This window comes from Planctomyces sp. SH-PL14 (assembly GCF_001610835.1).
In the GTDB taxonomy this organism is placed as follows: domain Bacteria; phylum Planctomycetota; class Planctomycetia; order Planctomycetales; family Planctomycetaceae; genus Planctomyces_A.
Genome location: NZ_CP011270.1, coordinates 1,207,016 through 1,230,963, shown reverse-complemented (window position 1 = coordinate 1,230,963; position 23,948 = coordinate 1,207,016). Strand labels below are relative to the sequence as shown.

Sequence of the window (23,948 nt, the reverse complement as noted above, 5' to 3'; positions counted from 1 at the left end):
ACCAGCGAACAGCCCAGAGCGGCCAGACGAGTTTCCCGGGCTGCCGATTCTGCCGGCCGTCCGCGGGCAACAGGGACTTTCAGTAGACCCTCCGCCGCGTCCGGACCGATTGTTCCGATCAGACGGATTCTCCGGCCCCGGTGCGCGACGCACGGGGCGTGACCGGCAGAAACCGCCGATAGCCACTTTGTTGAGCAAGCGTTCTTCCGCGCGACTTCGCCGGAGGAGCGAGTCCCCTTCGAACGACTGTGTCGAAATCCTCCTCACAATCCGTTCAGCTCTTCCCGTTCCTCGCGGTGCTGATCTGCGCCATGGGGGCGCTGATCCTGTTGCTGCTCGTTGCGACGCGGCGGATCAAGAACGTCGCCGTCCAGAAGGCGACCAAGGCTCGCGCGGCGAAGATCGCGGAGTCGGTCCGTCGCGAAGCGGCCGAGACCGAAACGCTGGAACCGGCCCCGGCTTTCCTTCCCCAACTCGTCTCGATCTCGGCAAACTTCGATCCCGACATCAGCGCCCAAAAGGCGGCGGAACTCCGGGCCCAGTGGCGGAAGACGGTTGAGGACCTGTCGCAGACCTACTCGGACGAGGTCCAGACTCTGGCGGCGATCCGGGCGGAAGCGATCCAGAAAGAGCAGGCGGACAACAAGGAGCGGACGGCGCTCGAAACGGAGCGGCAACGGCTCGTCATCAAGAAGCAGGAGCTGGAAGCGAGTCGGGCTGAGATGACCCGCGACGAGACGCGCCTGAGCTCCGAAGCGGCGGCCACCGACGATGCGGCGCGGCGGACTAAGAAGGCGGTTCAGATCAAAGCGGAGGAACTGGCAAACCAGCCGGTTCCATACACGCTCCTCCCTTACGACGGCCAGCTCGGCACGACCCGCCGGCCGATCATCATCGAGTGCGACGACCGGTCGATCACCTTCGTCTGTGAAGGGGTGACCCTCACCGCCCCGCAGCTCAGCGGTTTTCCTTCGGACTTCAACCCGGTCCTGGCGGGGACGCGGGCGCTCTTCGAGTACTGGAGCGTTAAGGATCGCCAGAACGCCTCGCTCAAGACCCCGCCGCCGCCGTACGTGCTGCTCGTCGTGCGGCCGCAGGGGACGATTGCCTTTTATGTCGCCCGCAAGCTCCTTGAACAGTTCGACCAGCCCTACGGCTATGAACTGGTGACGGACGATCTGGAGCTGACCTGGCCGGCCAGCGAGGAGCGGGCCCGGACGGTCTGCCGGGACGCCGTGGAGCGCGTCCTCAAGGAACGGGAGAGGATCGCCTCGGGCCTCCAGGGACAGCGATTCCCCGTGGCGAACGAACTCCGGTACGACAACGAACATGGCGTCTTCGTGACCGAAGAGGTCGAACGCCTCCGTGCGATGGACGAATCCGTCGTCGTCGGCGGGCAGCGATGGAAGCGTGAACCAGGTTCAGGGACAGGCGGCGAGCTCCCCGGCGCGTTCGAGTCCGCAGGGTCCGGTTCTCGCGGCCCAGGGGGTTCCGGCGGTCCCGGCCCGTCTGTCGGAGAGGGTGGCAGCGGGAATTCCCCGGCAGGATCTGGCACGCCTGGGGCCCCCGGGCGTCCGTCCCCGTCGTCCTATCGCGAGTTCTCCAGCACGTTCCAGGGAAGCTCCGGTCCGCGGCTCGGCGGGTCGGGCTCGGGGACCGGCACCGGAGGCTCGGGCCGACGTTCAGGGGGCCTCCGCCCCTTCCCGGAATACGAATCGAACTCCGCCGCTCCGCTGGTTCCGCAGGGAACCGGACCGATTGCGGCTCCGCGACAGCCCGGTGGCGGTTACTCACGCGGCCCGGGCGGACGCTCGTCCGGCGGTGCCGGAACATCGTCGGGCGGGACCGGCTCTTCCGCACCCGGATCCGGCGCGTCGACGCCCGGAACGGATCCCCAACTCGCCGGCGGCCCCGGTCCCTATCCGGCCCCCGGCACAGGCACAGGTACCGGCACAGGAACGGGGAACGGGACGGGACCTGGTGGCAGTGGCGGAATCGGCCCGGGGACCGGCTCTGAGGTCGGGAGCCCCTCGGGTTCATCGGGGTCCGGCGGCCCAGGCTTCGGCACACCGGGAATCGGAGGAGGGACCGAAGGGGCTCAAGGGAGCCCGGGATACGGTCTCGTCGGTGAGGGAGGGAGCGGTTCGAACGCCTTGGGACAACAGGCTCGCGGACAGGCTCGACAAGGTCGCGGCGGACAAGGCGGGGTGGGATCAGGCGGCGGACAGAACCTTGGCAGCGGACAGAGCTTCGGCGGCGAAACGGCCGACGGGGCGGATGGTGGTGGCATCGATCCCTTCGCCGAAGGGGCCGCCGCGGCGCCCGGTTCCGGACGCGCGACGGGTCCGGCCCAGTTGTCTCCCGACGGCCTCTGGGCCGATCGAAGCGAACTTTCACGAGGCCCGACGGGCTCCGGATCCGGTTCCGGATCGGCCCGCGGCAGCTCCAGAGTTCCCGGTGAATTCGGTCCTGAGGGACTGTTCGAAGAAGACGGGACGGCGCAGGGAAGCGGGAGTGGGACCGCGATGCGCGGCGCTCCCGGTTCCGCAGGATCGGGAGGCCAACCCGGTGGCTTTGGTTCCGAGGGAAGTTCGTCGTTCGGTGGTTCGTCCGATGGATTCGCCCCCGGTCCGGGATCCGGAGTTCCAGGTTCCGGCGGCGGTGGTCAAGGAGCCGGTTCGGCCGGGGGTGGTGGTGCCACCGGGGGCGGCGGCGGCGGCGGCGGTTCTGGCGGCGGTTCTGGCGGCGCTCCTGGCTTTGGCTCGCCATCCGATCCGGGCGGCGCTCCGAGTGCGGGCGGCGTCCCGGTGTACGGCGCCGCGCCGGGAGGACGTTCATCGTCTGGACGCGGTTCGCGATCCGGATCGGCCCCCGAGGGGATGCCGGTTCCGCGCAACCTGCGGTCGATCGGACAGGAAGGGCCCTCGAACGGCGAGCCGCGCGAGCGCCGCTGGGGCGATCCGGAACACAGCGGTGTCATCGCCCTCGAACGGACCGTGACGATCCACATCCGCGAGGAGGGTGTGCTCCTTGAAGACGAGCCCGAGATCAGCCTCAAGAACGGGGCCGCCTATCGCGAACTCAAGGACCGTCTCTCGCAGACGCTCGACAGGCACGTTTCCCAGTGGGGCCGGCCGCCGGCCAGCTTCTACTGGCTCCCGAATGTCACGTTCCGCATTCACCCCGGCGGAAACCAGTACTACCAGGCCCTCAAGACCCTGACCGACGAATGGGGCATTCACTCCACTTCAGAACAGGTTCTGGAATGAGTTGAGCGTTGAGAGTGGGGTAAAGAGCGTTGGCCTGAGGCGGCGCTGAACCATCCACCTCTCTCACTCAACCCGAGACGTTCAACGGCTCCACCCTCCCATGCCCAAGAAACGCGAAGCCGCCGAACCCGCCCTTGGAACGGACTCGTTCCTGGACGTGCTGTGCAACATGGTCGGGATCCTGGTGGTCCTGATCGTGGTGGCTGGATTGCGTGCCGGGCAGCGGACCGCCGATGCGGTCGAGCAGGGGGCGGTACTCTCTTCGGAGCCGGCCGAGCAACCCTCACCGTTCGTCGTGAGCCTCGGCGAGTCGGCTGCTCTTCCCGGCAACACCGACACGCCGACGGGGATTCAGCCTCCGGCGGAGACGACCGCGCAGGTCGCGCCGCCGGAGGAACTGGTCGCCGAGGCGGAGCGGTTGCGGAGCGAACTGGAGCAGGTCCGGAAGTCGCAGGCGGCCGCCCAGGCTGCGGCTCAGAAACCGGCCGATCTGGATCAGCCGAAGGTCGCGCTCGAGGACATCGAGCTGGCGATCCAGCAGGACCTGGTCGCCTTGCAGAATGAGACGCTTCGCCGGCAGGCCGCGCAGGTGGATCTCGATCAGAAGCGGAAGGCGCTGGAACGGATTCGGGCGGAGCTTGCCGCGCTGGGAACGCAGAAGCCGAAGCCCAAGGTGCTGGAGCACCGGCTGGCGCCGCTGGCGAAGGCGGTCAGCACGAAAGAGGTTCACTTCCGGTTGAGCGGCAATCGGGTTTCGGTGGTGCCGGTCGATCTGCTGGTGAATGATCTGCAGCAGCAGATCCAGCGGCAGAAAGATTTCATCATGACCCGCGACCGGTACACGAGCTCGGTCGGTCCGATCGACGGGTATCGGATGGAATATGCGATTCAGCGGGTGAAGGCGGGGAACATTGCTGACGAGTTGAAGTATGGGCAGACGATGGTGCGGATGACGGTCTCCGGGTGGGTGATCCGGGCGGAGTCGGTGGTGCCGGGTGAGACGGCGGAGGAGGCGCTCAAGGCGGGATCGCGGTTCCAGCAGGCGATCCGGAATGCCGGGGCGTTGTCGACGATGACGTTCTGGATCTATTCGGACAGTTTCGAGCTATATCGCCAGCTTCAGGATTTTGCGCACGATCACGATCTGAACGTGGCGGCGCGGCCTCTTCCGGATGGGGTGCCGATTGCGGGATCGCCGCAGGGCTCGAAGTCGATGGCGCAATAGCGATCCAACCGCGTCCATGCCGGCGCAGCATCCATAGCTCAACCCCAACGTGCTACGGCAGCTGGGGTCAAGGGGGCCTGTGTTGTTTTCTTGGCCCCCTTGCCGCCGGAGGCACTTCCATGAGGAACCGTGGTACACAACGGATGTCCCCTTTGTGGTACCCGCGTTGAGGACTCCTTCACATCACACCGCTTGTTTTGCAGCCCACGCGGGTTGGTGAGCGGGAATCCGGCACGGTGTCCGCGTTTGGACACGCTCTCCTTCAGACATCGCTCGACGGCCAGGCCTCCGGCGGGCAAGAGGGGCGTCGCCCCCCTTGCATCCCCCCACCAGGGTGACCCCTGGACCCGGTGGGATGAGCGCGCGGTTTTAGCTCTAATGGTGCGGGCGTCCCGCATCCGCGATCCCGGAGTCACGTTATGTCACCGCGGTGGCCAGCTCTTTTCACTGCCGTTCTGATCACTTCGGCCGCACCCGCGCTCCAGGCCCAGGAAGCGACCGCCAAGCTCGAAGCCCCCGCCCTCATCAACGTCGCCGAACTCGTCCAGAAAGTGCGGAAGTCCGTTGTCGTCGTCTCCTTCGCCGGACGGGAAGGCTCCACCGAAGGGGTCGGCACCGGCTTCGTCGTCCGCCAGGACGGACTGATCGCGACCAACAGCCACGTCATCGGCGAGGCAAGGCCCATCACGGTCCGCACGGTCGACGGCAAGAGCTACCCCGTCGAAAGCATCCAAGCCCACGAACGTGACCTCGATCTGGCCGTCCTCAAGATCAAGGCCGAGGGACTCCCGGCCCTCGAACTCGGAGACTCGGAAACGCTCGTGCAGGGCCAGCCGGTCGTCGCGATCGGCAACCCCGAAGGCCTGGAGCACAGCGTCGTGACCGGCGTCGTCTCGGGACTGCGGAAAGAAGTCGACGGCCGCACGATGATCCAGCTCGCGATCCCGATCGAGCGGGGAAACAGCGGTGGTCCGCTGCTCGACCTCGAAGGACGCGTCCACGGACTGCTGACGCTCAAGTCCCTGGTGACCGAGAACCTTGGCTACGCGGTCCCGGTCAATGCCCTCAAACCGCTCCTGGAGAAGCCGAGTCCGATTCCAATGTCCCGCTGGCTGACGATCGGCCGGCTGAGTCCGCAGCAGTGGGACGCCCCGGCTGACGTCAACTGGTCGCAGCGAGCGGGGACGATCAAGGCCTCGGGAATGCCCTCGGGCTTCGGCGGCCGATCGCTGTGCGTCTCCAAGGGCGCTCCCCCGGCGGTCCCGTACGAGGTCGCAGTGACAGTGAGCATGGACGAAGAGGACGGGGCCGCGGGGCTTGTTTTCCTTTACGACGGGCAGCGGCACTACGGCTTCTATCCCAGCAGCGGCAAGCTCCGGTTCTCCCGCTTCGACGGCCCGGTTGTCTACGACTGGAACGTGATCTGGGACGAACCGGTCGCCGCGTACCGCCCGAACGACTGGAACAACCTCAAGGTGCGGGTCGAAGCGGACCGGATCGTCTGTTTCTGCAACGGCGAGCAGGTGTTCGAATTCAAGGGGGACACGCCGGTCACGGACGCGCACCCCTCCCCGTTCAAATGGAGCGATGGGAAGGCGGGGCTCGCCAAGTTCCGCCACACGACCGCCCGCTTCAAGAATTTTTCGCTGGCGGAGAAGATCGTCGACGAGCGGCCCTCCCCGGATGTCCTCGCCAGGCTCGAGGAGATCACCCGATCGATCCACGCCGACCAGCCGCCGACGGGCGCGCAGGTCGAAGCGGCCGGGGCCCTGACGGGCGACTCGCGGCGACTCCTGGAACAAGAGGCTCAGCGGCTTCAGCGGCAGGCGGAGCGGGTCCGGCAACTCGCCCGGGCGGTTCACGCGTCACGTGTCCGGAAGGACCTCGCGGCCGCGCTCGACTCCGAGCATGGCACGACGCACCTCCTCCGGGCGGCGCTCCTCATCTCGGCCCTCGACAACCCGGAGCTCGATGTCGACTACTACGTCCGCCTCGTCGACGACCTCTCGGCGGAGCTGAAGCCGCGGATCGAAGCGGCGTCATCGCCGGCGGACAAGCTCGCGGTGCTCCACAAGTTCCTCTTCGAGGAGCAGAGTTTTCATGGTAGCCGGGTCAACTACGACTCCGCCTCGAACAGCTATCTCAACGAAGTGCTCGACGACCGCGAAGGACTGCCGATCACACTGTCGGTCGTCTATATGAGCGTCGCCGAGCGGGTCGGGCTGAAGGTCGAAGGGGTCGGGCTGCCCGGGCACTACGTCACGCGGTACGTCCCGTCGGAAGGGGAGCCGCAGCTCATCGACGTCTTCGACCGCGGAGCGCCGCTCTCGATCAAGGAGGCCCAGGTCCGCGTGACCGGCGGGCGGACCGACGACTGGGACGACGAATACCTCGCCCCGCAGACGCCGCGACAGATCATCGAGCGGATGTGCCGCAACCTGATCGGCGTGGCGAACCGCAAGGGGGACGCCGAGGCAACTCTGCGATACGTGGAAGCGATCCTGGCGTTCCGCCCCGAGAGCGGTCAGGACCAGATCATGAAAGCGATCCTGTGCTACAACCTCGGCCGCTACGCCGACGGGCTCGCGGCGGCCGACTGGGTCCTGGAACACCCTCCCGAAGGAGTGGTCCTGGAACGGGTTCAGGAGCTCAGGACTGCCCTCGCTGCCAAGGTGGAGAGAAAAGGGGATTAAACACAAAGGCACAAAGATCGCACCAAGAACACCAAGAAGGAACGAAGCCGGCGCAGGAACGGTCGGCATGGCACAGGCAGAGCCCCTTTGTGTTCTTGGTGCCTCCTTCGTGCCTTGGTGTTTAACCGAATTCCCCCGTCAAGCCGCAGCGGCTTGCCGGCCCGCTCGCGTCCCTTGGAACACCGCTGGGGCTTTTCTAGCATTCGCCCCGTCTCGCGGCGGGATGGCCCGGCGTGAACATCAGCGGACGGCGATGCGTCGCCCGGTCCGGTTCGATTTTGCAGACCACTTTTCGGAAACGGTTCCATGGCCAAGCGGACGATTGCGCAAGTCGATGTGAAGGGGCAGCGGGTGCTGATGCGGGTGGACTTCAACGTTCCCCAGGACGACAAGGGGCAGATCACCGACGACCGCCGGATCCGCATGGCCCTCCCCTCGATCAAGTCGGTCGTCGACCGCGGCGGCAAGCTGATCCTCATGAGCCACCTCGGCCGCCCCAAGGGGGAAGCGGGGGATGAGAAGTTCACCCTCAAGCCGGCCGCCGCCCGCCTCAGCGAACTCCTCGGCAAGCCGGTCGCCTTCGCCAGCGACACCGTCGGGGACGACGCCAAGGCCAAGGTCGCCGCCCTCAAGGATGGGGACGTCCTGGTCCTTGAGAACGTCCGGTTCCAGAAGGGTGAGCAGAAGGGGGACACCAAGTTCGCGGAAGCCCTCGCGGCCTTCGGCGACGTCTACTGCAACGACGCCTTCGGCACCTGCCACCGCAACGACGTCTCGATGTACTACGCCCCGCAGGCGATGGGCTCGAAGCCCAAGGTCTCCGGCTTTCTCGTCGAGAAGGAGATCAAGTACCTCAGCGACGCGATTGCCAAGCCCGAGCGGCCGTTCGTGGCGATCATCGGCGGCAAGAAAGTCTCCGATAAGATCAACGTCATCAACAACCTGATCGGCATCTGCGACAAGATCCTGATCGGCGGGGCGATGGCCTACACCTTTTCGAAGGCCCAGGGGGGCCAGATCGGCAAGAGCTTCCTCGAGGCCGATCGGGTGGAACTGGCGAAGGACCTGCTGGCCAAGGCTGGCGATAAGATCGTGCTGCCGGTCGACACCCACTGCGGCGACGACTTCAAGGGGACCTGCAACAAGCAGGTCGTCGATGCCGGCAAGATCCCGGACGACTACGAAGGCTTCGACATCGGTCCCAAGACGGCCGCTCTGTATGCGGATATCGTCAAGAAGGCCAAGACGGTGATCTGGAACGGCCCGATGGGGGTCTTCGAGATGCCGCCGTTCGACGTGGGAACAAAGGCCGTCGCTCAGGCCCTCGCCGACTCCGACTGCGTGAGCATCATTGGCGGTGGTGACAGCGCCGCGGCGATCGAGCAGTTCGGCCTGGCCGACAAGGTGTCGCACGTCAGCACCGGCGGCGGAGCGAGCCTCGAAATGCTCGAAGGGAAGAAGTTCGGCGCCGTCGAGATCCTTGACGAAGCCTGAGCCTTCCCGCGTGACCTGAAGCGAAAACCGGCTCGTTCCCCGAGCCGGTTTTTTGTTGGCTTCGCCCTGTTCGAACGGACCAGCGCCTCGGGCCGGAACTGGTCGCTCGTGCTCCCGACTCCCCTGCGAGAAGGCGGTCCCCGGAATGCCTGACACGATCATCTACCTGATGCGCCACGGCGAGACCGCGGAGAACGCCTGCCGTCCGTTCATCCTCCAGGGGAACTCGGTCAACGGTCCGCTGAGCGAGAACGGCCGGCGGCAGGCGGCGGCGCTGGCGACGCTGCTCGAAAGCGTTCCGTTCAAAGCGTTCTTTGCGAGTCCGATGCTGCGGGCCCAGCAGACCGCTCAGGCCGCGATCGGGCCGCGGCCGCTGACTCTTGAGACCATGAAGGCCTTTGAGGAGGTCAACGTCGGTCAGTGGGAGCGGCTCTCGTGGAACCAGATCAAGGAGCAGTATCCGCGGGAGTCTGCCGAGTTCCTCGCGAACCCCGGAACGGTGCCGTACTACGGCGGCGAGAGCTACGTCGACGTGCAGAAGCGGACGCTGCCGGTCTTGGAAGATCTGGCGTGGAAGTATGTCGGGCACACGATCGGGATTGTGGCTCATAACGTCGTGAACAAGTCGATCCTGGCTTCGATTCTGCAACTGCCGATCGCCCGCGCGCGGACGCTTCATCAGACGAACTGCTGCGTCAACATCATTCGCTGGACTGAGAATGGTCCGGAGGTCGAAGTGCTGAATTCCGACCTCCACGTCCGGCATTTGCCGCAGACGCTCTGACGTCGTCAGGCGGATGATCGAGTGCACAGCCCCACCGGGTCCAGGGGCACCCTGGTGGGGAGTGCAGAGGGGCAACGCCCCTTTGCCCGCCGGAGGCCGTCTCGTCTCGATCTCTCTGAAGGAGCGAGGGACCAAGCGCGGACACCGTGTCGTATGCCCCCTTTACCAACCCGCGGGGACTACAAAGCGAGCGGTGAGGTGTGAGGGAATCCTCATAGCTGGTACCACAAAGGGGACATCCGTTGCTTACCACGGTTCCTCACAGGAGTGCCTCCGGCGGCAAGGGGGCGTGGCCCCCTTGACCCCCGGGCTGCCGTGGCACATTGCGTTTGAGCTACGGACGCTGCGCCGGCAAGGACGGTGTCCGGACGAGTGTCGGAAGGGGCCCAATTCTTCGTATGCAAAGAATTCAAAAATCCCCCTGGGATTCGACGTTTCACCGGCAACACTCAAATTGAATACACCGCTGCTGCAGCCCGGCAACGTGCCCACCGCGGCGGCGATACGTCAGGAAAAACGCAAGCATTCCAGGAGCAATCCATCATGGTGAAACATAACCTCGGCTGGGTCTCCGGCCTCTCGCTGGGAATCTGTCTGGGAGCCGGCGCCATCGCTTTGTCGGAAGCGAAGGGCCCCCCCACCTCCCCCGAAGTCGCCTTCAAGGGGGAAGTCCTCCCCCCGGTCTCGCGCAGCCCGCAGACCGCGCAGAACATGAACATGAACTTCCGTGAGGTCTCCGACAAAGTCCTCCCGGCGGTCGTCTCCATCGAAACCTCCACCAAGGCCCGCGTCATGCCGGCCCGCGAAGGAGTCCAGTTCGAAGGGAACGAAGAAATGCTCGAGCAGTTCTTCGGCGGCAACCCGCAGATGCGGGAGATGTTCCGCCAGGGGGGACCGCAACGCCGCATGCCCGCCCAGCGCGGCGCCGGCTCGGGATTCATCATCGACGCCGACGGCATCGTGATGACCAACAGCCACGTCGTGGACGGCGCGGACTCGGTCACGGTCCACCTCCAGGACGGCCGCGTCATCAAGGCGGAATCGTGGATCAACGACCCGCGCTCCGACGTCGCTATCGTCCGCCTCGCCCCGACGGGGAGTCCGCTCCCCGCCCTCAAGATGGGAGACAGCGATACGGCCCTCGTCGGTGACTGGTGCCTCGCGGTCGGGAACCCGTTCGACATCGGAACGACGGTCACGGCCGGGATCATCAGTGCCCGCGGCCGGGCTCCTTCGATCAACGAGCGGGAAGACTTCATCCAGACCGACGCGGCCATCAACCCGGGCAACAGCGGCGGCCCGCTCGTGAACCTCAACGGGGAAGTGATCGGCATCAACACCGCCATCTCGACCCGCAGCGGCGGATACGACGGCGTCGGCTTCGCCATCCCGGGGAACATGGCCCGCTGGGTCGCCGAGCAACTCATCAAGGACGGCTCGGTCCGCCGGGCCTACCTCGGTGTCGCCCTGCAGCCGATGACTCCGAACCTCCGCCAGAGCTTCGGCGTCGGTCCCAACGAAGGGGCCCTGATCGGCGAAGTCATGCCGAAGTCGCCTGGGGAAAAGTCCGGCCTGCAGTCGGGCGACGTGATCCTGGAATTCGCCGGTCGCAAGATCGCGAACCAGACCGAGCTCCAGGGGGTCGTCGAGCAGTGCGAGCCGGGCAAGGGATACCAGGCGACCGTCCTCCGCGACGGTGACAAGAAGCCGATGGTCGTGAAGGTCGAGCAGATGCCGTCCGACTACACCCCGGCCCTCGCCAAGATGGCCAAGCCCGTCCCGGCGGAAGCGACCCAGAACGGGAAGCTCGGCCTGTCGGTCGTGGCTCTCGACAACGAGATCGCCGAGCAGCTCGGCCTCGAAGGAGATGCCCACGGCGTCGTCGTCCGCAACGTGCGGGGCGATGGCCCGGCCGCCGCGGCCGGTCTGCGGCAGGGGGACGTGGTCCTGAAGGTGCAGGGACAGTCGGTCTCCTCGGTCGAGGACTTCCAGAAGGCCCTCGACTCCGGTTCGCTCGATAAGGGTGTCCGGCTGCACGTGAAGCGGGGCAAGTCCGCCTTCTTCACGATCCTGCAGAACGCCGAGTAATCGCGGTTGGTGAATCGGAAAGGGGTTTCCCGCGGGATTTCCCCATCGAAGACCCTCCTCGGAGGCGGTCGGTGACTTCGGTCATCGGCCGCCTCTCTTTTTTTGCGGCTCCGAAAAGCCCAACGGTGCACGCGGTCGCCGTCCGGCTGGGGCGAACCGGGCGGCACGCTGGGTTGAGGGACCCCGCCCGTTCCGACAGAATCCGCCCTTGAAGCGTCGTTGGAGTTCAGGCGTCCGCCTGCGCCGGCCGCAGCGCCCCCGGGGCCGCCTCGCCGCCCCCGATCAGAACAGAAGACCGATAATGTCCGAAAGTATTCTCCGCCTTGGGATTCCGGCAGGCAGCCTGCAGGAGGCGACCGCCGAACTGTTCAAGAAGGCGGGTTACCGCATCACCTTCGCCTCCCGCTCCTACTACCCGCAGATCGACGACAAGGAGATCGAGTGCCTCCTGATCCGGGCCCAGGAGATGGCCCGGTACGTCGAAAACGGCATTCTCGACGCCGGCATCACCGGCTACGACTGGGTCAAGGAAACCAACGCCGACGTCCACGAAGTCTGCGAGCTGGTCTTTTCCAAGGTGAGCCGCCGCCCGGTCCGCTGGGTCCTGTGCGTTCCCGAGAACTCCCCCGTCCAGACCGTGAAGGATCTCCAGGGGAAGCGGATCGCGACGGAAGCGGTCGGCCTGACGAAGCAGTACCTCGCCGAGCACGGCGTGACCGCGGAAGTCGAGTTCTCCTGGGGGGCGACCGAGGTCAAGCCGCCGCGGCTGGCGGACGCGATCGTCGAAGTGACCGAGACCGGCTCCTCCCTGCGGGCCAACAACCTGCGGATCGTGGCCGAGGTGATCCAGAGCACGACCCGGCTGATCGCCAACCGCAAGTCGTGGGACGACGCGTGGAAGCGTCGGAAGCTGGAGAATATCTCCATGATGCTTCAGTCGTGCCTCGCCGCCGAGGGGAAGGTCGCCCTGATGCTGAACGTCCGTCGCTCCGATCTCGACGCCGTTCTCAAGCAGCTTCCCTCCCTCCAGGGCCCGACGGTCTCGTCGCTCTCCAACCCGGACTGGGTCGCCGTGAATACAATTCTCGACGAGTCGGTCGTCCGGACGATCATCCCCAACCTCAAGCAGGCGGGAGCGACCGGGATCGTCGAGTATCAGATCAGCAAGATTATCGACTAGGCCGTGGTCCATCCGGACGAACGGTTCAACACCAAGGCACCAAGCCGGCACCAAGAACACCAAGGGCGATGCACAACTCGGTTCGGAACGGGTCCGAGTTCCTTTCTTTGTGACCTGTGTGCATCCTTGGTGACTTGGTGTTTCACTCCCGGAAGTCATTGACGAGGTAGTCAGGTCGTGCGCGTCGTTTTGGCCATGAGCGGAGGAGTCGACAGTTCCGCCTCGGCGCTGCTGCTCAAGGAGCAGGGGCACGAGGTGATCGGGCTCTTCATGCGCTCCGGCATGACCGCCGCCGCCGAGGCCTGCCGGCTCGACGACAATCCGCTCCCGATCATCGCCGCCAAGGCCCACAAGCAAGGGTGCTGTAGCGCATCCGACGCATCCGACGCCCGCCGCGTCGCCGATCTGCTCGACATCCCGTTCTACGCCCTCAACTTCCAAGAGGGCTTCGGACGGATCCAGGACTACTTTGCCGACGAGTACCTCGCCGGCCGCACGCCGAACCCGTGCGTGAAGTGCAACATCTGGCTCAAGTTCGGCAAGCTGTGGGACTTTGCGCAGCAGGTCGACGCCGACTGCATCGCCAGCGGACATTACGCCCGGCTGACCTCCGTTCCGGGCGAGTCCCGTCCGGGGCTGTTCCGCGGCCGCGATCCCGCGAAGGACCAGTCGTACGTCCTGTTCGGGATCGACCCGGAGTTGACGGACCGGATTCTCTTTCCGGTCGGAGACTTCGAGAAGCCGTACATCCGCGAGCTGGCGGCCCGGGCGGGGATGCAGGTCGCCCAGAAGCCAGACAGCCAGGAGATCTGCTTTATCCCGGACAACGACTATTCCGCCTTCATCGAGCGGTTCCGCGGACCGCAGGAGACGGCGGGGGAACTCGTCGACACGAGCGGCGCCGTCCTGGGACGGCACGACGGCTATCAGAATTTTACGATTGGCCAGCGGAAGGGGCTGGGAGTCGCGTTCGGCGAGCCGCGGTTCGTCGTCCGGATCGAGCCCGAGACCCGCCGGGTTGTGATCGGCACGCGGGAGGAACTCGGCCGCCGGACGCTGGAAGCAGACCAGCTCAACTGGCTGATCCCCTCGCCTCCGGAAGAGATCCGCGCCACGGCTCAGATCCGCTACCAGCACACTCCGGCGGCGTGCGTGGCGGAGCGGATCGGCGAGGACCAGCTCCGCGTCACGTTCGACGAGCCGCAGTTCGGTGTCGCGCCCGGCCAGGCGGTCGTTCTCTATGACGGCGACCGCGTCCTGGGCGGTGGCTGGATTCGATAGCTGCAGTTGGTGCTCGGCTCGGAAACAAACACCAGCCGGAAGCGCGGGCGTCGGAACACGATCTTGCCGCCGGAGGCACTTTCATGAGGAACCGTGGTAAACAACGGACGTCCCCTTTGGGGAACCGGCGTTGAGGACTCACTGCTCGCCTTGGGATCCCCGCGGGTTTGTGAGGGGGCATACGACGCGTTGTCCGCGATTGGACACGCATTCCTTCAGACATCTCTCGACGGCCAAGCCTCCGGCGGGCAAAGGGGGCGTTGCCCCCTTGCATCCCCCACCAGGGGTACCCCCTGGACCCCGGTTGGCTCATGCGATGGACAGTCCGTTCGCTTGCTGGTGTCGGTGAGATACCTCTCCGATCCGTCTTCAAACAATGCTACATCCGGCCCGAACACTTCGGACACGAATAGTGCAGGCTGAGACGGTCGACCGGCCACTTCTCCTCCGGAACATCCTTCTGAACATGAACGATGTGAACGACCCCCTTACCAAGGTCGAGCGCCGACTCCGTCGAGTCCGCGATCCGCCCCCGGCCCTCCGCGTCGATCTTGACCCGGTCCACGATCACCTCGACGAGGTGATCCCGCTTGTGGTCAATCTTCGGCACGTCTTCAATCGCATAGGTCGTCCCGTTGATCCGCACGCGGAGATACCCCTGCGTCCCCAGCCGGTCCCAGAGCTTCGTGTAGCTCTGCCCCACGGCAACCTCGATCGGCGCGGCAATGTAGAGCCGTTCCCCTTCCGGCAGCGCCAGAATCCGGTTCACGATCTCATCCGTCGTCTGCTTGCTGACAGGGACCTGGCAGTCGGGGCAGTAGGGTTGTCCCAGCCGGGCAAAGAGGACCCGCAGGTAGTCGTAGATCTCGGTGACGGTGCCGACGGTCGACCGGGGAGTGTTGCCGACCGTCTTCTGCTCGATCGCGATCGCGGGCGATAGTCCGCTGATGTGTTCGACCTTGGGCTTCGGCATCTGGCCGAGGAACTGCCGCGCGTACGACGAAAGCGACTCGACGTACCGCCGCTGCCCCTCCGCGTAGAGCGTGTCCATCGCCAGCGACGTCTTACCGCTGCCGCTGGGACCGCAGAAGACGCTGAGTTGGTCGCGGGGGACCGTGACGTCGACCGACTGCAGGTTGTGCTGCGCCGCGCCCCGGATCGTGATGGCGGAGTTGAGTGTCTGAGCCGCGAGCGCCGCGGCAGCGGCCGCAGCGCGTTCTTTGGCCCCCTTCCGCGGGGACGTCGTTTCGACGCGCGGCTCCAGGACGGTGCGGAGCGCTCGTCCCGTGTGCGAAGACTCGCAGGCCGCGACCTCTTCCGGCGTTCCGGTCACGAGGACCCGCCCGCCGCCGCTTCCCCCTTCGGGCCCGATATCGATCACCCAGTCGGCGGTCTTGATGACGTCGAGGCTGTGCTCGATCACGAGGACCGTGTTGCCGGCGTCGACGAGGCTGTGCAGCACCTGCAGCAGCATCTCGACGTCGGCGAAGTGCAGGCCGGTCGTCGGCTCGTCGAGGAGATAGAGCGTCCGCCCGGTCGATCGCTTGCCGAGCTCCCGGGCCAGCTTGATCCGCTGGGCTTCGCCGCCGGAAAGCGTCGGCGAGGGCTGGCCGAGCTTGAGGTAGTCGAGACCGACGTCGTGGAGGGTCTTCAGCATCCCGTGGATCTTGGGATGGTTCTTGAACAGCTCGAGCGCCTCCTGAATGTCCATGTCGAGGACATCGGCGATGCTCTTCTCCTTGTAGCGGACTTCGAGCGTCTCGTGGTTGAACCGCTTCCCCTCGCAGACGGGGCACTTCACCCAGATGTCGGCGAGAAAGTCCATCTCCAGCTTCGTCGCCCCGTGTCCCTCGCAGGCCTCGCAGCGGCCGTCCGCCACGTTGAAGCTGAACCGCCCGGAGGTGTAGCCGCGGAGCTTGGCCTGAGGCAGCTGGGCGTAGAGGTCGCGAATCTCGTCGGCCAGTTTCGTGTAGGTCGCGGGATTCGACCGCGGCGTCCGGCCGATCGGGGACTGGTCGATATCGATCGCCTTGTCGAGATGGTCGAGGCCTGAGATGGCCTTGAACTTCCCGGGATGCCCGATCCCCTTGTTGAGGTCCCGGTTCAGGATCTCCCACAGGATGTCGTTGCACAGCGAACTCTTCCCCGAGCCGCTGACGCCGGTGACGCAGACGAACGCCCCGAGCGGAATATCGACGTCGACGTTCTTGAGGTTGTTGTGAGCGGCGCCGGTGATCCGGATCTTCGGCTTGCCGATCGGCCGCCGCTGCTCCGGAACCTTGATCGACCGCCGTCCGGAGAGGAACGCCCCGGTCTGGCTCCGCGGCGACTTCTTGATGTCCTCGACGGTCCCCGTGGCGATCACCTCGCCCCCCCGCACGCCGGGGCCGGGGCCGAAATCGACGATGTGGTCGGCGGCGAGCATCGTCTCTTCGTCATGTTCGACGACGATGACGGTGTTCCCCTGGTCGCGGAGGTCTTCGAGGCTCCGCAGGAGCATCGTGTTGTCACGCGGGTGCAGGCCGATCGACGGCTCATCCAGGATGTAGAGGACGCCGACGAGGCCGCACCCGATCTGCCCGGCGAGCCGGATCCGCTGCGACTCGCCCCCGGAGAGAGTCGGGGCCGAGCGGTCGAGCGTCAGGTAGTTCAGACCGCAGCGGAGCAGGAACCCGAGCCGCCCGCGGATCTCCTTGAGCGCCTCGGAGGCGATGAGCTGCTGTGTGGCGTCGAGCTGGAGTTCCTGGAAGAAGTGGAGGGCTTCTTCGACGCTGAGCGAGCAGACCTTGGAGAGGCTTAAGGCGGAAGGCGGAAGGCGGAAGGTCGTGGGGGAAGCGGCAAGGGCTGCTTCGGCTCCCTTCTTCGAGTTGCGCTTCCGGCCACCGCGTTTTGACGAAGTCTCTTCTGTCGCCTCTCTCCCTAGACCCTCGTCTCTAGTCCCTAGTCCCGTCACCGTCACATTCCGCGCCTGGCGGTTCAGCCGCTCGCCATCGCAGGCCGAGCAGACCGTGACCTCCATGAACTTCTCGAGCTGCTTCCGCCGCATCGGGTTCTTGGCTTTGCGGTACTCGTCGAGAAGTTCCGGGAGGAAGCCGGCCCACTTGCCGCCGTGCTTCCACAGGCCGCCGCTGTGCCGCCATGCGTAGGTGATGTGGCGGTCTCCCATCCCCTGCAGAAACATTTCCTTCGCCGTCTCGTCGAGATCCTGCCACGGTGTCTTGAGGAACGAGCCTTCGTCGAGCTCACAGTCCTGCTCGATCGCCCGGGCGACGCCGTCGTAGATGTGCCGCCGCCAGCGGCCCATCCCCTTGAACGTCCCCAGCAGATGCAGCGCTCCCTGATGGATCGACTTCTCCGCCGCGGCGACAATCTTGTCGAGGAGAAACTCGTGACGCTGCCCCAGCCCCTGGCACTCGGGGCACATCCCGAGCGGGCTGTTAAAGCTGAAGAGCTGTGGGGACGGCGCTTCGTAGCCGATGCCGCAGTCGGGGCAGGCGTACTTGGCGGAGTAGAGCCGGGAGTTCGTCGCCGGGGGCGGAGAACCCTCTTCGTCCGACTCGGGTGGGGACTCCTTTTGCTTCTCCTGGGGCCTCTCCTCCGCGACGTCGACCAGCAGCGTCCCGCCGGAGAGCCGGACCGCCGTTTCGATCGCTTCGGCCAGCCGCGTCCGGTTCTGTTTCCCGGCGACAAGGCGGTCGACGACGACTTCGATCGTATGCTTGAAGTGCTTCTTGAGCTGGAGGTCGTCCGAGAGCGAAACGACCTCGCCGTCGACCCGGGCCCGCAGGAATCCCTGCTTCAGGAGGTCGGCGAACAGGTCGCGGAACTCCCCCTTCTGGTTCTGGATCAGCGGGGCGAGGATCTGGAACCGCGTCCCCTCGGGGAGCGTGAGGATCCGCTCCAGAATCTGGTCGGTCGTCTGGGCCGTGATCGGCTTCTGGCACTGGACGCAGTGCCCCTGGCCGACGCGGGCGAAGAGGACCCGCAGGTAGTCGTAGATCTCGGTGATCGTCCCGACGGTGCTCCGCGGGTTGCGGGAGGCGGTCTTCTGCTGGATCGAGATCGACGGCGCGAGGCCGCTGATGGCGTCGACCTCGGGTTTGGGAAGCTGCCCCAGAAATTGCCGGGCGTAGGTCGAGAGCGACTCGACGTACCGCCGCTGACCTTCCGCGTAGACGGTGTCGAAAGCGAGCGAGCTCTTGCCGGAGCCCGACACCCCGGACATGACGATCAGCTTGTTGCGGGGCAGCGTGAGATCGACGTTGCGAAGGTTATGCTCGCGGGCGCCGCGGATGACGATGTCGGACATGGAGTGGCGATGATCGGCGAGGGGGCGGATCGAAAGGGGCGAACCGGAACGTCCTGCTCCGCCGGTGAAAGCCCCTCCGGACCTCCCCGTCAGACCTCGACCATTCTCACGACATTCTCCCGGGTCACGGGCGAGATCACTCCTCGCTCCGTGATGATGCCGGCGATCAGGTCGGCCGGCGTCACGTCGAACGCCGGATTATACACCTGAACACCAGTTGGGGCAGTCTGGCGGCCGAATCCGTGCGTGATCTCGTCCGATTTTCTCTGCTCGATCGGGATGCCCGCCCCGGTCTCGAGCGTCAGGTCGAACGTGCTCGACGGAGCGGCGACGTAGAACGGGATGCCGTGGGCCTTGGCGAGCTGCGCGACGGAGTAGGTCCCGATCTTGTTGGCGGCGTCCCCGTTGGAGGCGATCCGGTCGGCCCCGACCACGACCGCCTGAATCCGCCCTTCTTTCATGACCCAGCCGGCCATGTTGTCGCAGATCAGCGTCACGTCGACGCCCCGCTGCATCAGCTCCCACGCGGTCAGGCGGGCCCCCTGGAGAAGCGGGCGGGTTTCGTCGGCGTAGACGTGGAGCGACTTTCCGTCAGCCGCCGCGGAGAAGAACACCGCCAGCGCGGTCCCGTCCCCGGCCGTTGCCAGTCCCCCGGCGTTGCAGTGGGTCAGGACCCCCATGCCGCTCTGGAGCAGGGCCGCCCCGTGCCGCCCGATCGCGGCGCACATCTCGCGGTCTTCCCGCTCGATTTCCTTCGCCTCGGTGAGGAGCCGCTCCAGGCGTTCTCCGGGCGTTCCGGAAAGCCCTTCGGCGACGCGCTTCATCCGGTCGAGCGCCCAGAACAGGTTGACGGCGGTCGGTCGGCTTTCGGCCAGATAGCCGGTGACTTCGGCGAGCCGCTTCGAGAACGCGTCGAGATTTGAGGTGGCACTCTGCAGACCGACGATGACGCCGTACGCGGCCGAGACGCCGATCGCCGGCGCGCCGCGGACCCGCAGCATCTTGATCGCTTCCCAGACCTGCTCGACGGTCCGGCAGTCGAGATAGACCAGTTCCGTCGGGAGTTGCGTCTGGTCGATCAGCCGCAGAAAACCGTCGGTCCCGCCGATCCATTCGATCGGCCGGGGCGCGGAAACAGTCTGAGTCATCGCGGAAAACCCTGTTGCTGACGCGAGCGAGATCCGTCGAGCCCGTCCCTGGAGATCAATCCCCGGGGCTCAGTCGGCGGAGGATTCGGACGCCCGGTCGCGGCTGATCGGAACGCCGATCATCTTGCCGTTGAAGACGAGCTTGTCGTCGACAAAGCCCTGGAACTCGAACTCGGCCCGGAGACGCGGCTTGATCCGCGTCGCCTTGGCGCAGAGGATCAGGCGGCAGGGGGGGAAGACCGGGGCGCGGAAGCGGACTTCGTCCATTCCGCCGAAGCCCATGTAGTCTCCCGCTTCGAGGATGTTGAACTTCTTGCCGTAAAACGCAGCGAGCTGGGCCGCCGCTTCGCACAGCAGCACGCCGGGCATCAGCGGGAAGCCGGGCATGTGCCCTTTCACCCAGAACTCATCTTCGGTGATGTCTTTGAAGCCGATGATCCCGTGGACGTCGTGGTCGACGTGGACGACTCCCGAGAGCTGTTCCATCTCGTGCCGCTGGGCGTTCGTCTTCCGCAGGTCATCCTGCGTGAAGAGCGGCTTGTCGTAGTTGAATTTTTTGTAGTCGAAGAACGCTTGGGGAGCCATGGCCTCGTCCGTGGGGAGATCGCGTGCGGAGGCATGATAGCGGCTGGCCGGATCGCGCAGAACCAATATGGCGTCGACGTCTGGAGATTGTTCGAACACCGCGTCCGGCCGACGGAACTTCCAGGGCCAACCCGACGTCGCTACCGCCGCACTCTTAAAACAGCTTCGTGCTGTCCAGCAACAGGGTCACTGGCCCGTCGTTCACCAGCGACACCTCCATGTGCTGCTGGAACCGCCCCGTCGCCACCGTCGTCCCCAGGTCGCGGACCTCGCTGACAAACAGCTGATACAGCATCTCCGCCTGGTCCGGCCGCGCCGCCGCCACAAAGCTCGGCCGCCGCCCCTGCCGGCAGTCCCCCAGCAGCGTGAACTGGCTCACCACCAGCATCGCCCCGCCGATGTCGGCCAGCCCCAGGTTCATCTTCCCCGCGTCGTCCTCAAAGATCCGCAGCCCGGTCACCTTGCGGGCCAGCGTCCGCGCGTCCTCGGCCGTGTCGGACTCCGCCACCCCGAGCAGCACCAGGAACCCGCGCTCGATCCGCCCGACCAGCTCGCCCGCGACCACCACGCTGGCCGACGACACCCGTTGAACGACCGCTCGCATCAGAACCAAAAACTGAGAACGGAAAACTGAGAACTAACGACTCCCCCTACTTCTTCCCCACATGGGCCAGCGCCTCCTCCCGCGTCTCCAGGTGCGGCCACAGCTTGAACAGGCTCATGTTCTGCAGGACCTGCAGCATCTGCTGCGTCGCGCTGCAGAAGCACGCCTTGCCGCCGCGGGTCTTCACTTCGCGAAGCATGCTCACGAGCGCCCCGATGAACTCGGACCCGAAATACTCCATCCGGTTGAGATCGACGATCACGTGCCGGCAGCCCCCCTTGAGGAGATGCGAGCGGATCGCGTTCGTCTCGAGGTGCAGGTCCTGATAGCGAAACGCGGAACCATCCCCCGTGGGGACGACCACGAGCGCATCGCCAACCTGCTCCGTCTCAAAGATTTTGAGGTTCTTCAACATGCGAAATGCCAATAGCCCGAGAGAGAAGTGTACGGAGACACTACGGCCAACCGGACCGGGCCGTCAATCGTCATCGAAATGCCCGCCGACTTTTCCTCTTGCCCCCGGTTTCCGCAGCCCGCACAACCGGCCGGCCTTCAGTTCGCGGCCGCGTTCGGAATCGGCAGGTCGTCGATGCGAAACTCCACCGGCACGTCGACGATCAGGGACGGAACCACGTAGACGAACCGGAGCTGATCGAGGGGGCGGGGCATCCCGGAGAAGCGGTATTCAAAGGCGAGGGCCCCGTTCGATTCCTCGAGCGACTCGATCTGCGGCGTTGCCGGCAGCCGCTCGCCGTCGAGCGTCTCCAGCCACGCCTCGTTGTGATAAAGCCACAGGCGGTGCGATTCGAACTCCGGCCCGCCGTGGTCGTAGACGACGCTGATGCGGATTGCGACCTCCCCGCCGGGGGCCGCGCGGGTCCGCAGGTGCGTCACGGTGACACCGCCGCGACGGCGGGCAATCCGCTCGTTCCGGTGCAGCCCCTCGAAAGCGATCGGCAGCGGGCGGGCCGCGGCCTTGACGACGAACCGTCCTGTGAGCCGGGCCGCGTCTCCCTCAGGAAAGATCAGCGGAATCGTGACCGAGCCAGGACTGCGCCCGGAGAGCGGAACCTCCCGGCGGGCGTCGGTCGAGACGGGGCGGCTCTCGGTCTTCTCGCGGGAGAGGGAAATGTCTGCGTCGGCAAAGGTGGCGTAGAGCGGGCGGATCCGCGGCTCGCCCACAAAGTCGACCCGGACCTGCACGACCTCCTCCTTGCGGCTCGCGCGTCCCTCGACCCGGAACAGCCCCCGCCGGTCCGCAGGAGCGGGCTCCGCCGACGCGTTTGGCAGCAGGTCCGGAAGCCCGCCCGCCTGCTCGTAGTCCAGCTTCCAGCCGGCCCGGTGCAGCGCCGTCCAGAAAGGCAGGGCAGGGAGGTCGAGCGTGGTCGATTCGCCTGCCTGCTTCGAAGGCACGTGGAGTCGGTTTCCCGACTGCCGCGCGATCTCGTCGGCCCAGGCGCCGAGTGTCTTTGTACCGTTGAGGCGGATGGAGCTCGGGGCGATCGATTCCCGTGCCGCCTTCTCTTCCAGCTCGCGGCGGATCCGTTCGACCGCTTCCCGGGCGCTCGGGCTTCGGATCAGGTCGGGAGGAGGAAGCTCGTCGAGGAGTTCGGTCCCCCGTTTCAGCAGCGCCTGCTCGGCCTCGGTCCGCACCTGGCGGGCGTCCGAGGCGAGGTCGCGCAGCAGTTGCGGAATCTCCTTCGCGCCGGCCGGTCCCTCGGCCTGGACCGGCAGTCCTTCGGCGAGTCCGGTCAGGAGAACCGCAATGGCGATTCGGAAGGACTTCCGCATGGGATGGTCATTCTCAGGACCGGGCGGGACGCGCCTCCACGTGCCGGGCGCCAACCCGCCGGAGCGACGTGGTCGCTGATCGCGAATGAATCCGACGGCACGAATCGGAGCGAAGAGTTACCCGGTGATCTCGATCCGGCGGGCCTTCTGCGTCGGGATCTTCTGTACGGTGATCCGCAGGACGCCGTTCTTGCTGTCCGCGATGATCGTGTCGGCGTCGACGGTCGAGGGGAGGGGGATCGATCGCTTGAACAGCCCGTGCGGGCGTTCGTTGAGGTGGACCTGTCCCGATTCCAGTTCCGGATGCTTCCCGTTCAGGGTGAGCATGTGGCCGGTGAGCGTCAGCTCGATCTGGTCTGCCGCCAGTCCCGGAATGTCGACCAGGACGACGATTGCGTCCGGCGTCTCAATGACGTCGACGGCCGGGGTCGCGGACTTCCGGATTCCGATGGCGTCCATCGCCCGTTCGCCTTGAGACCACGCCGTTTCGAGCCATTTGTCGAACTCGTGCCGCAGTCGCTCCACGGATCCGGGGGTGGAACGGGCATCGGAACGGGGGTCTTGCATGGGGTCCTCTCCATTTGTGGCGGTCTTGGGTGAGTATATCGGAGAAGAGTAGGCGGACGCATCTGTTTGGCGGTGGTGGGCTTCAAGCCGTCGGTTGTCCGATGCGCCCCCAGCGTTGCCGACTCACCAGGGTCCAGGGGGTACCCCTGGTGGGGGATGCAAGGGGGCAACGCCCTCTTGCCCGCCGGAGGCCCTCTCGTCGAGAGATGTCTGAAGGAGTGAGTGTCCAAACGCGGACACGGTGCCGGATGCCCCTCACCAACCCGCAGGGACTGCAAAGCGGGCGGTGAGCGTTGAGGGAGTCCTCATAGCTGCCTCCACAAAGCGGATATCCGTCGCTCACCACGGTTCCTCATGGAAGCGCCTCCGGCGGCAAGGGGGCCTGTGTTGTTTCTTTGGCCCCTTGACCCCAGGCTGCCGTGGCACGTTGGGTTTGAGGGAACAGAGTCGTGCCGGCAGGGACGAGGTTCAGCCCGCTTCTCGCGGTGCCGCCGGAGTCGGATGGACCCACTCCGTCGATCCGTCGTCCCAGTTCTCCTTCTTCCAGATCGGCACCGTCGCTTTCAGACGGTCCAGCAGCCACGCCCCCGCCTCGAAAGACGCCGCGCGGTGCGGCGTGCTCAGGGCCACCGCGATGCTGATATCCCCCAGCTCCAGATGACCCAGGCGATGCACGATCCCGACCCGCTGCAGAGGCCAGCGGCCCGCCGCCTCCTCCGCCAGCACACCCATCTGTCCGAGAGCCATCTCCGGATAAGCGTCATAGTCGAGAGCGAGGGTCCGGCGGTCGCCGGTTATCTCCCGGACCGTCCCGAGGAACAGGACGACCGCCCCCGCGGAGTGGCAACGGACCTGCTCGGTCAGACGTGTGTAGTCGATCGCCTCGCGGGTCAGCTCAAGAACGGGAGAAGGCGGCGACAACACGGTCCT

Annotated in this window: 15 protein-coding genes and 1 pseudogene; 8 read left to right on the top strand and 8 right to left on the bottom strand. The window is 66.0% G+C overall.

What is annotated here, in order from left to right; translation table 11 throughout:
- The first annotated feature begins 248 nt into the window (after positions 1–248).
- The 8 genes from VT03_RS34950 to mnmA all read left to right on the top strand — a co-directional run bounded on the left by VT03_RS34950 (position 249) and on the right by mnmA (position 14,014).
- Positions 249–3,269, top strand: a complete 3,021-nt coding sequence (locus VT03_RS34950; protein ID WP_197489195.1) for a hypothetical protein — start codon at positions 249–251, stop codon at positions 3,267–3,269.
- 100 nt (positions 3,270–3,369) lie between these two features.
- On the top strand, positions 3,370–4,494 hold the full coding sequence (locus VT03_RS04850; protein ID WP_075091946.1) for a hypothetical protein: 1,125 nt from the start codon (positions 3,370–3,372) through the stop codon (positions 4,492–4,494).
- A gap of 419 nt (positions 4,495–4,913) precedes the next feature.
- A complete protein-coding gene (locus VT03_RS04845) occupies positions 4,914–7,187 on the top strand; it encodes a transglutaminase family protein (protein WP_075091945.1) in 2,274 nt (757 codons plus the stop codon).
- A gap of 306 nt (positions 7,188–7,493) precedes the next feature.
- Positions 7,494–8,681, top strand: coding sequence for a phosphoglycerate kinase (locus VT03_RS04840; protein WP_075091944.1), 1,188 nt, complete (start codon positions 7,494–7,496; stop codon positions 8,679–8,681).
- 145 nt (positions 8,682–8,826) lie between these two features.
- On the top strand, positions 8,827–9,465 hold the full coding sequence (locus VT03_RS04835) for a histidine phosphatase family protein (RefSeq protein WP_075091943.1): 639 nt from the start codon (positions 8,827–8,829) through the stop codon (positions 9,463–9,465).
- Between the two features lie 543 nt (positions 9,466–10,008).
- Complete coding sequence (locus tag VT03_RS04830; RefSeq protein ID WP_075091942.1) at positions 10,009–11,553, top strand: Do family serine endopeptidase; 1,545 nt, start codon at positions 10,009–10,011, stop codon at positions 11,551–11,553.
- Positions 11,554–11,854: 301 nt separating this feature from the next.
- Positions 11,855–12,733, top strand: coding sequence for an ATP phosphoribosyltransferase (gene hisG, locus VT03_RS04825; protein ID WP_075091941.1), 879 nt, complete (start codon positions 11,855–11,857; stop codon positions 12,731–12,733).
- Positions 12,734–12,910: 177 nt separating this feature from the next.
- Positions 12,911–14,014: a tRNA 2-thiouridine(34) synthase MnmA gene (gene mnmA, locus VT03_RS04820; protein WP_231870600.1), complete on the top strand. Its 1,104-nt coding sequence runs from the start codon at positions 12,911–12,913 to the stop codon at positions 14,012–14,014.
- 394 nt (positions 14,015–14,408) lie between these two features.
- Here the strand turns inward: mnmA and uvrA are convergent.
- The 8 genes and pseudogenes from uvrA to VT03_RS04780 all read right to left on the bottom strand — a co-directional run.
- Positions 14,409–18,323: pseudogene (uvrA, locus tag VT03_RS04815) on the bottom strand (excinuclease ABC subunit UvrA); the annotation flags it as partial.
- Between the two features lie 89 nt (positions 18,324–18,412).
- A complete protein-coding gene (mtnA, locus tag VT03_RS04810; RefSeq protein ID WP_075091938.1) occupies positions 18,413–19,471 on the bottom strand; it encodes an S-methyl-5-thioribose-1-phosphate isomerase in 1,059 nt (352 codons plus the stop codon).
- A gap of 69 nt (positions 19,472–19,540) precedes the next feature.
- Positions 19,541–20,056 carry a 3-hydroxyacyl-ACP dehydratase FabZ family protein gene (locus tag VT03_RS04805; RefSeq protein ID WP_075096932.1) on the bottom strand — a complete coding sequence of 172 codons (516 nt, stop codon included), beginning with the start codon at positions 20,054–20,056 and terminating at the stop codon, positions 19,541–19,543.
- Between the two features lie 154 nt (positions 20,057–20,210).
- Positions 20,211–20,660, bottom strand: a complete 450-nt coding sequence (gene dtd, locus VT03_RS04800; RefSeq protein ID WP_075096931.1) for a D-aminoacyl-tRNA deacylase — start codon at positions 20,658–20,660, stop codon at positions 20,211–20,213.
- Positions 20,661–20,706: 46 nt separating this feature from the next.
- Positions 20,707–21,075, bottom strand: a complete 369-nt coding sequence (locus VT03_RS04795) for an STAS domain-containing protein (protein ID WP_075091937.1) — start codon at positions 21,073–21,075, stop codon at positions 20,707–20,709.
- Positions 21,076–21,212: 137 nt separating this feature from the next.
- The gene (locus VT03_RS04790) at positions 21,213–22,451 is read right to left on the bottom strand and encodes a hypothetical protein (protein ID WP_075091936.1); all 1,239 of its coding nucleotides are present in this window, start codon (positions 22,449–22,451) and stop codon (positions 21,213–21,215) included.
- A 117-nt stretch (positions 22,452–22,568) separates the two neighbouring features.
- Positions 22,569–23,018, bottom strand: coding sequence for an Hsp20/alpha crystallin family protein (locus tag VT03_RS04785; protein WP_075091935.1), 450 nt, complete (start codon positions 23,016–23,018; stop codon positions 22,569–22,571).
- Between the two features lie 468 nt (positions 23,019–23,486).
- Complete coding sequence (locus VT03_RS04780; protein ID WP_075091934.1) at positions 23,487–23,939, bottom strand: molybdenum cofactor biosynthesis protein MoaE; 453 nt, start codon at positions 23,937–23,939, stop codon at positions 23,487–23,489.
- Positions 23,940–23,948 lie beyond the last annotated feature (9 nt).

Excerpts from the sequence above, each read along its gene's own strand:
- VT03_RS04850 (WP_075091946.1), top strand. The coding sequence starts at position 3,370 with ATGCCCAAGAAACGCGAAGCCGCCGAACCCGCCCTTGGAACGGACTCG.
- VT03_RS04845 (WP_075091945.1), top strand. The coding sequence starts at position 4,914 with ATGTCACCGCGGTGGCCAGCTCTTTTCACTGCCGTTCTGATCACTTCG.
- VT03_RS04840 (WP_075091944.1), top strand. The coding sequence starts at position 7,494 with ATGGCCAAGCGGACGATTGCGCAAGTCGATGTGAAGGGGCAGCGGGTG.
- VT03_RS04835 (WP_075091943.1), top strand. The coding sequence starts at position 8,827 with ATGCCTGACACGATCATCTACCTGATGCGCCACGGCGAGACCGCGGAG.
- VT03_RS04830 (WP_075091942.1), top strand. The coding sequence starts at position 10,009 with ATGGTGAAACATAACCTCGGCTGGGTCTCCGGCCTCTCGCTGGGAATC.
- hisG (WP_075091941.1), top strand. The coding sequence starts at position 11,855 with ATGTCCGAAAGTATTCTCCGCCTTGGGATTCCGGCAGGCAGCCTGCAG.
- mtnA (WP_075091938.1), bottom strand. The coding sequence starts at position 19,471 with ATGACTCAGACTGTTTCCGCGCCCCGGCCGATCGAATGGATCGGCGGG.
- VT03_RS04805 (WP_075096932.1), bottom strand. The coding sequence starts at position 20,056 with ATGGCTCCCCAAGCGTTCTTCGACTACAAAAAATTCAACTACGACAAG.
- dtd (WP_075096931.1), bottom strand. The coding sequence starts at position 20,660 with ATGCGAGCGGTCGTTCAACGGGTGTCGTCGGCCAGCGTGGTGGTCGCG.
- VT03_RS04795 (WP_075091937.1), bottom strand. The coding sequence starts at position 21,075 with ATGTTGAAGAACCTCAAAATCTTTGAGACGGAGCAGGTTGGCGATGCG.
- VT03_RS04790 (WP_075091936.1), bottom strand. The coding sequence starts at position 22,451 with ATGCGGAAGTCCTTCCGAATCGCCATTGCGGTTCTCCTGACCGGACTC.
- VT03_RS04785 (WP_075091935.1), bottom strand. The coding sequence starts at position 23,018 with ATGCAAGACCCCCGTTCCGATGCCCGTTCCACCCCCGGATCCGTGGAG.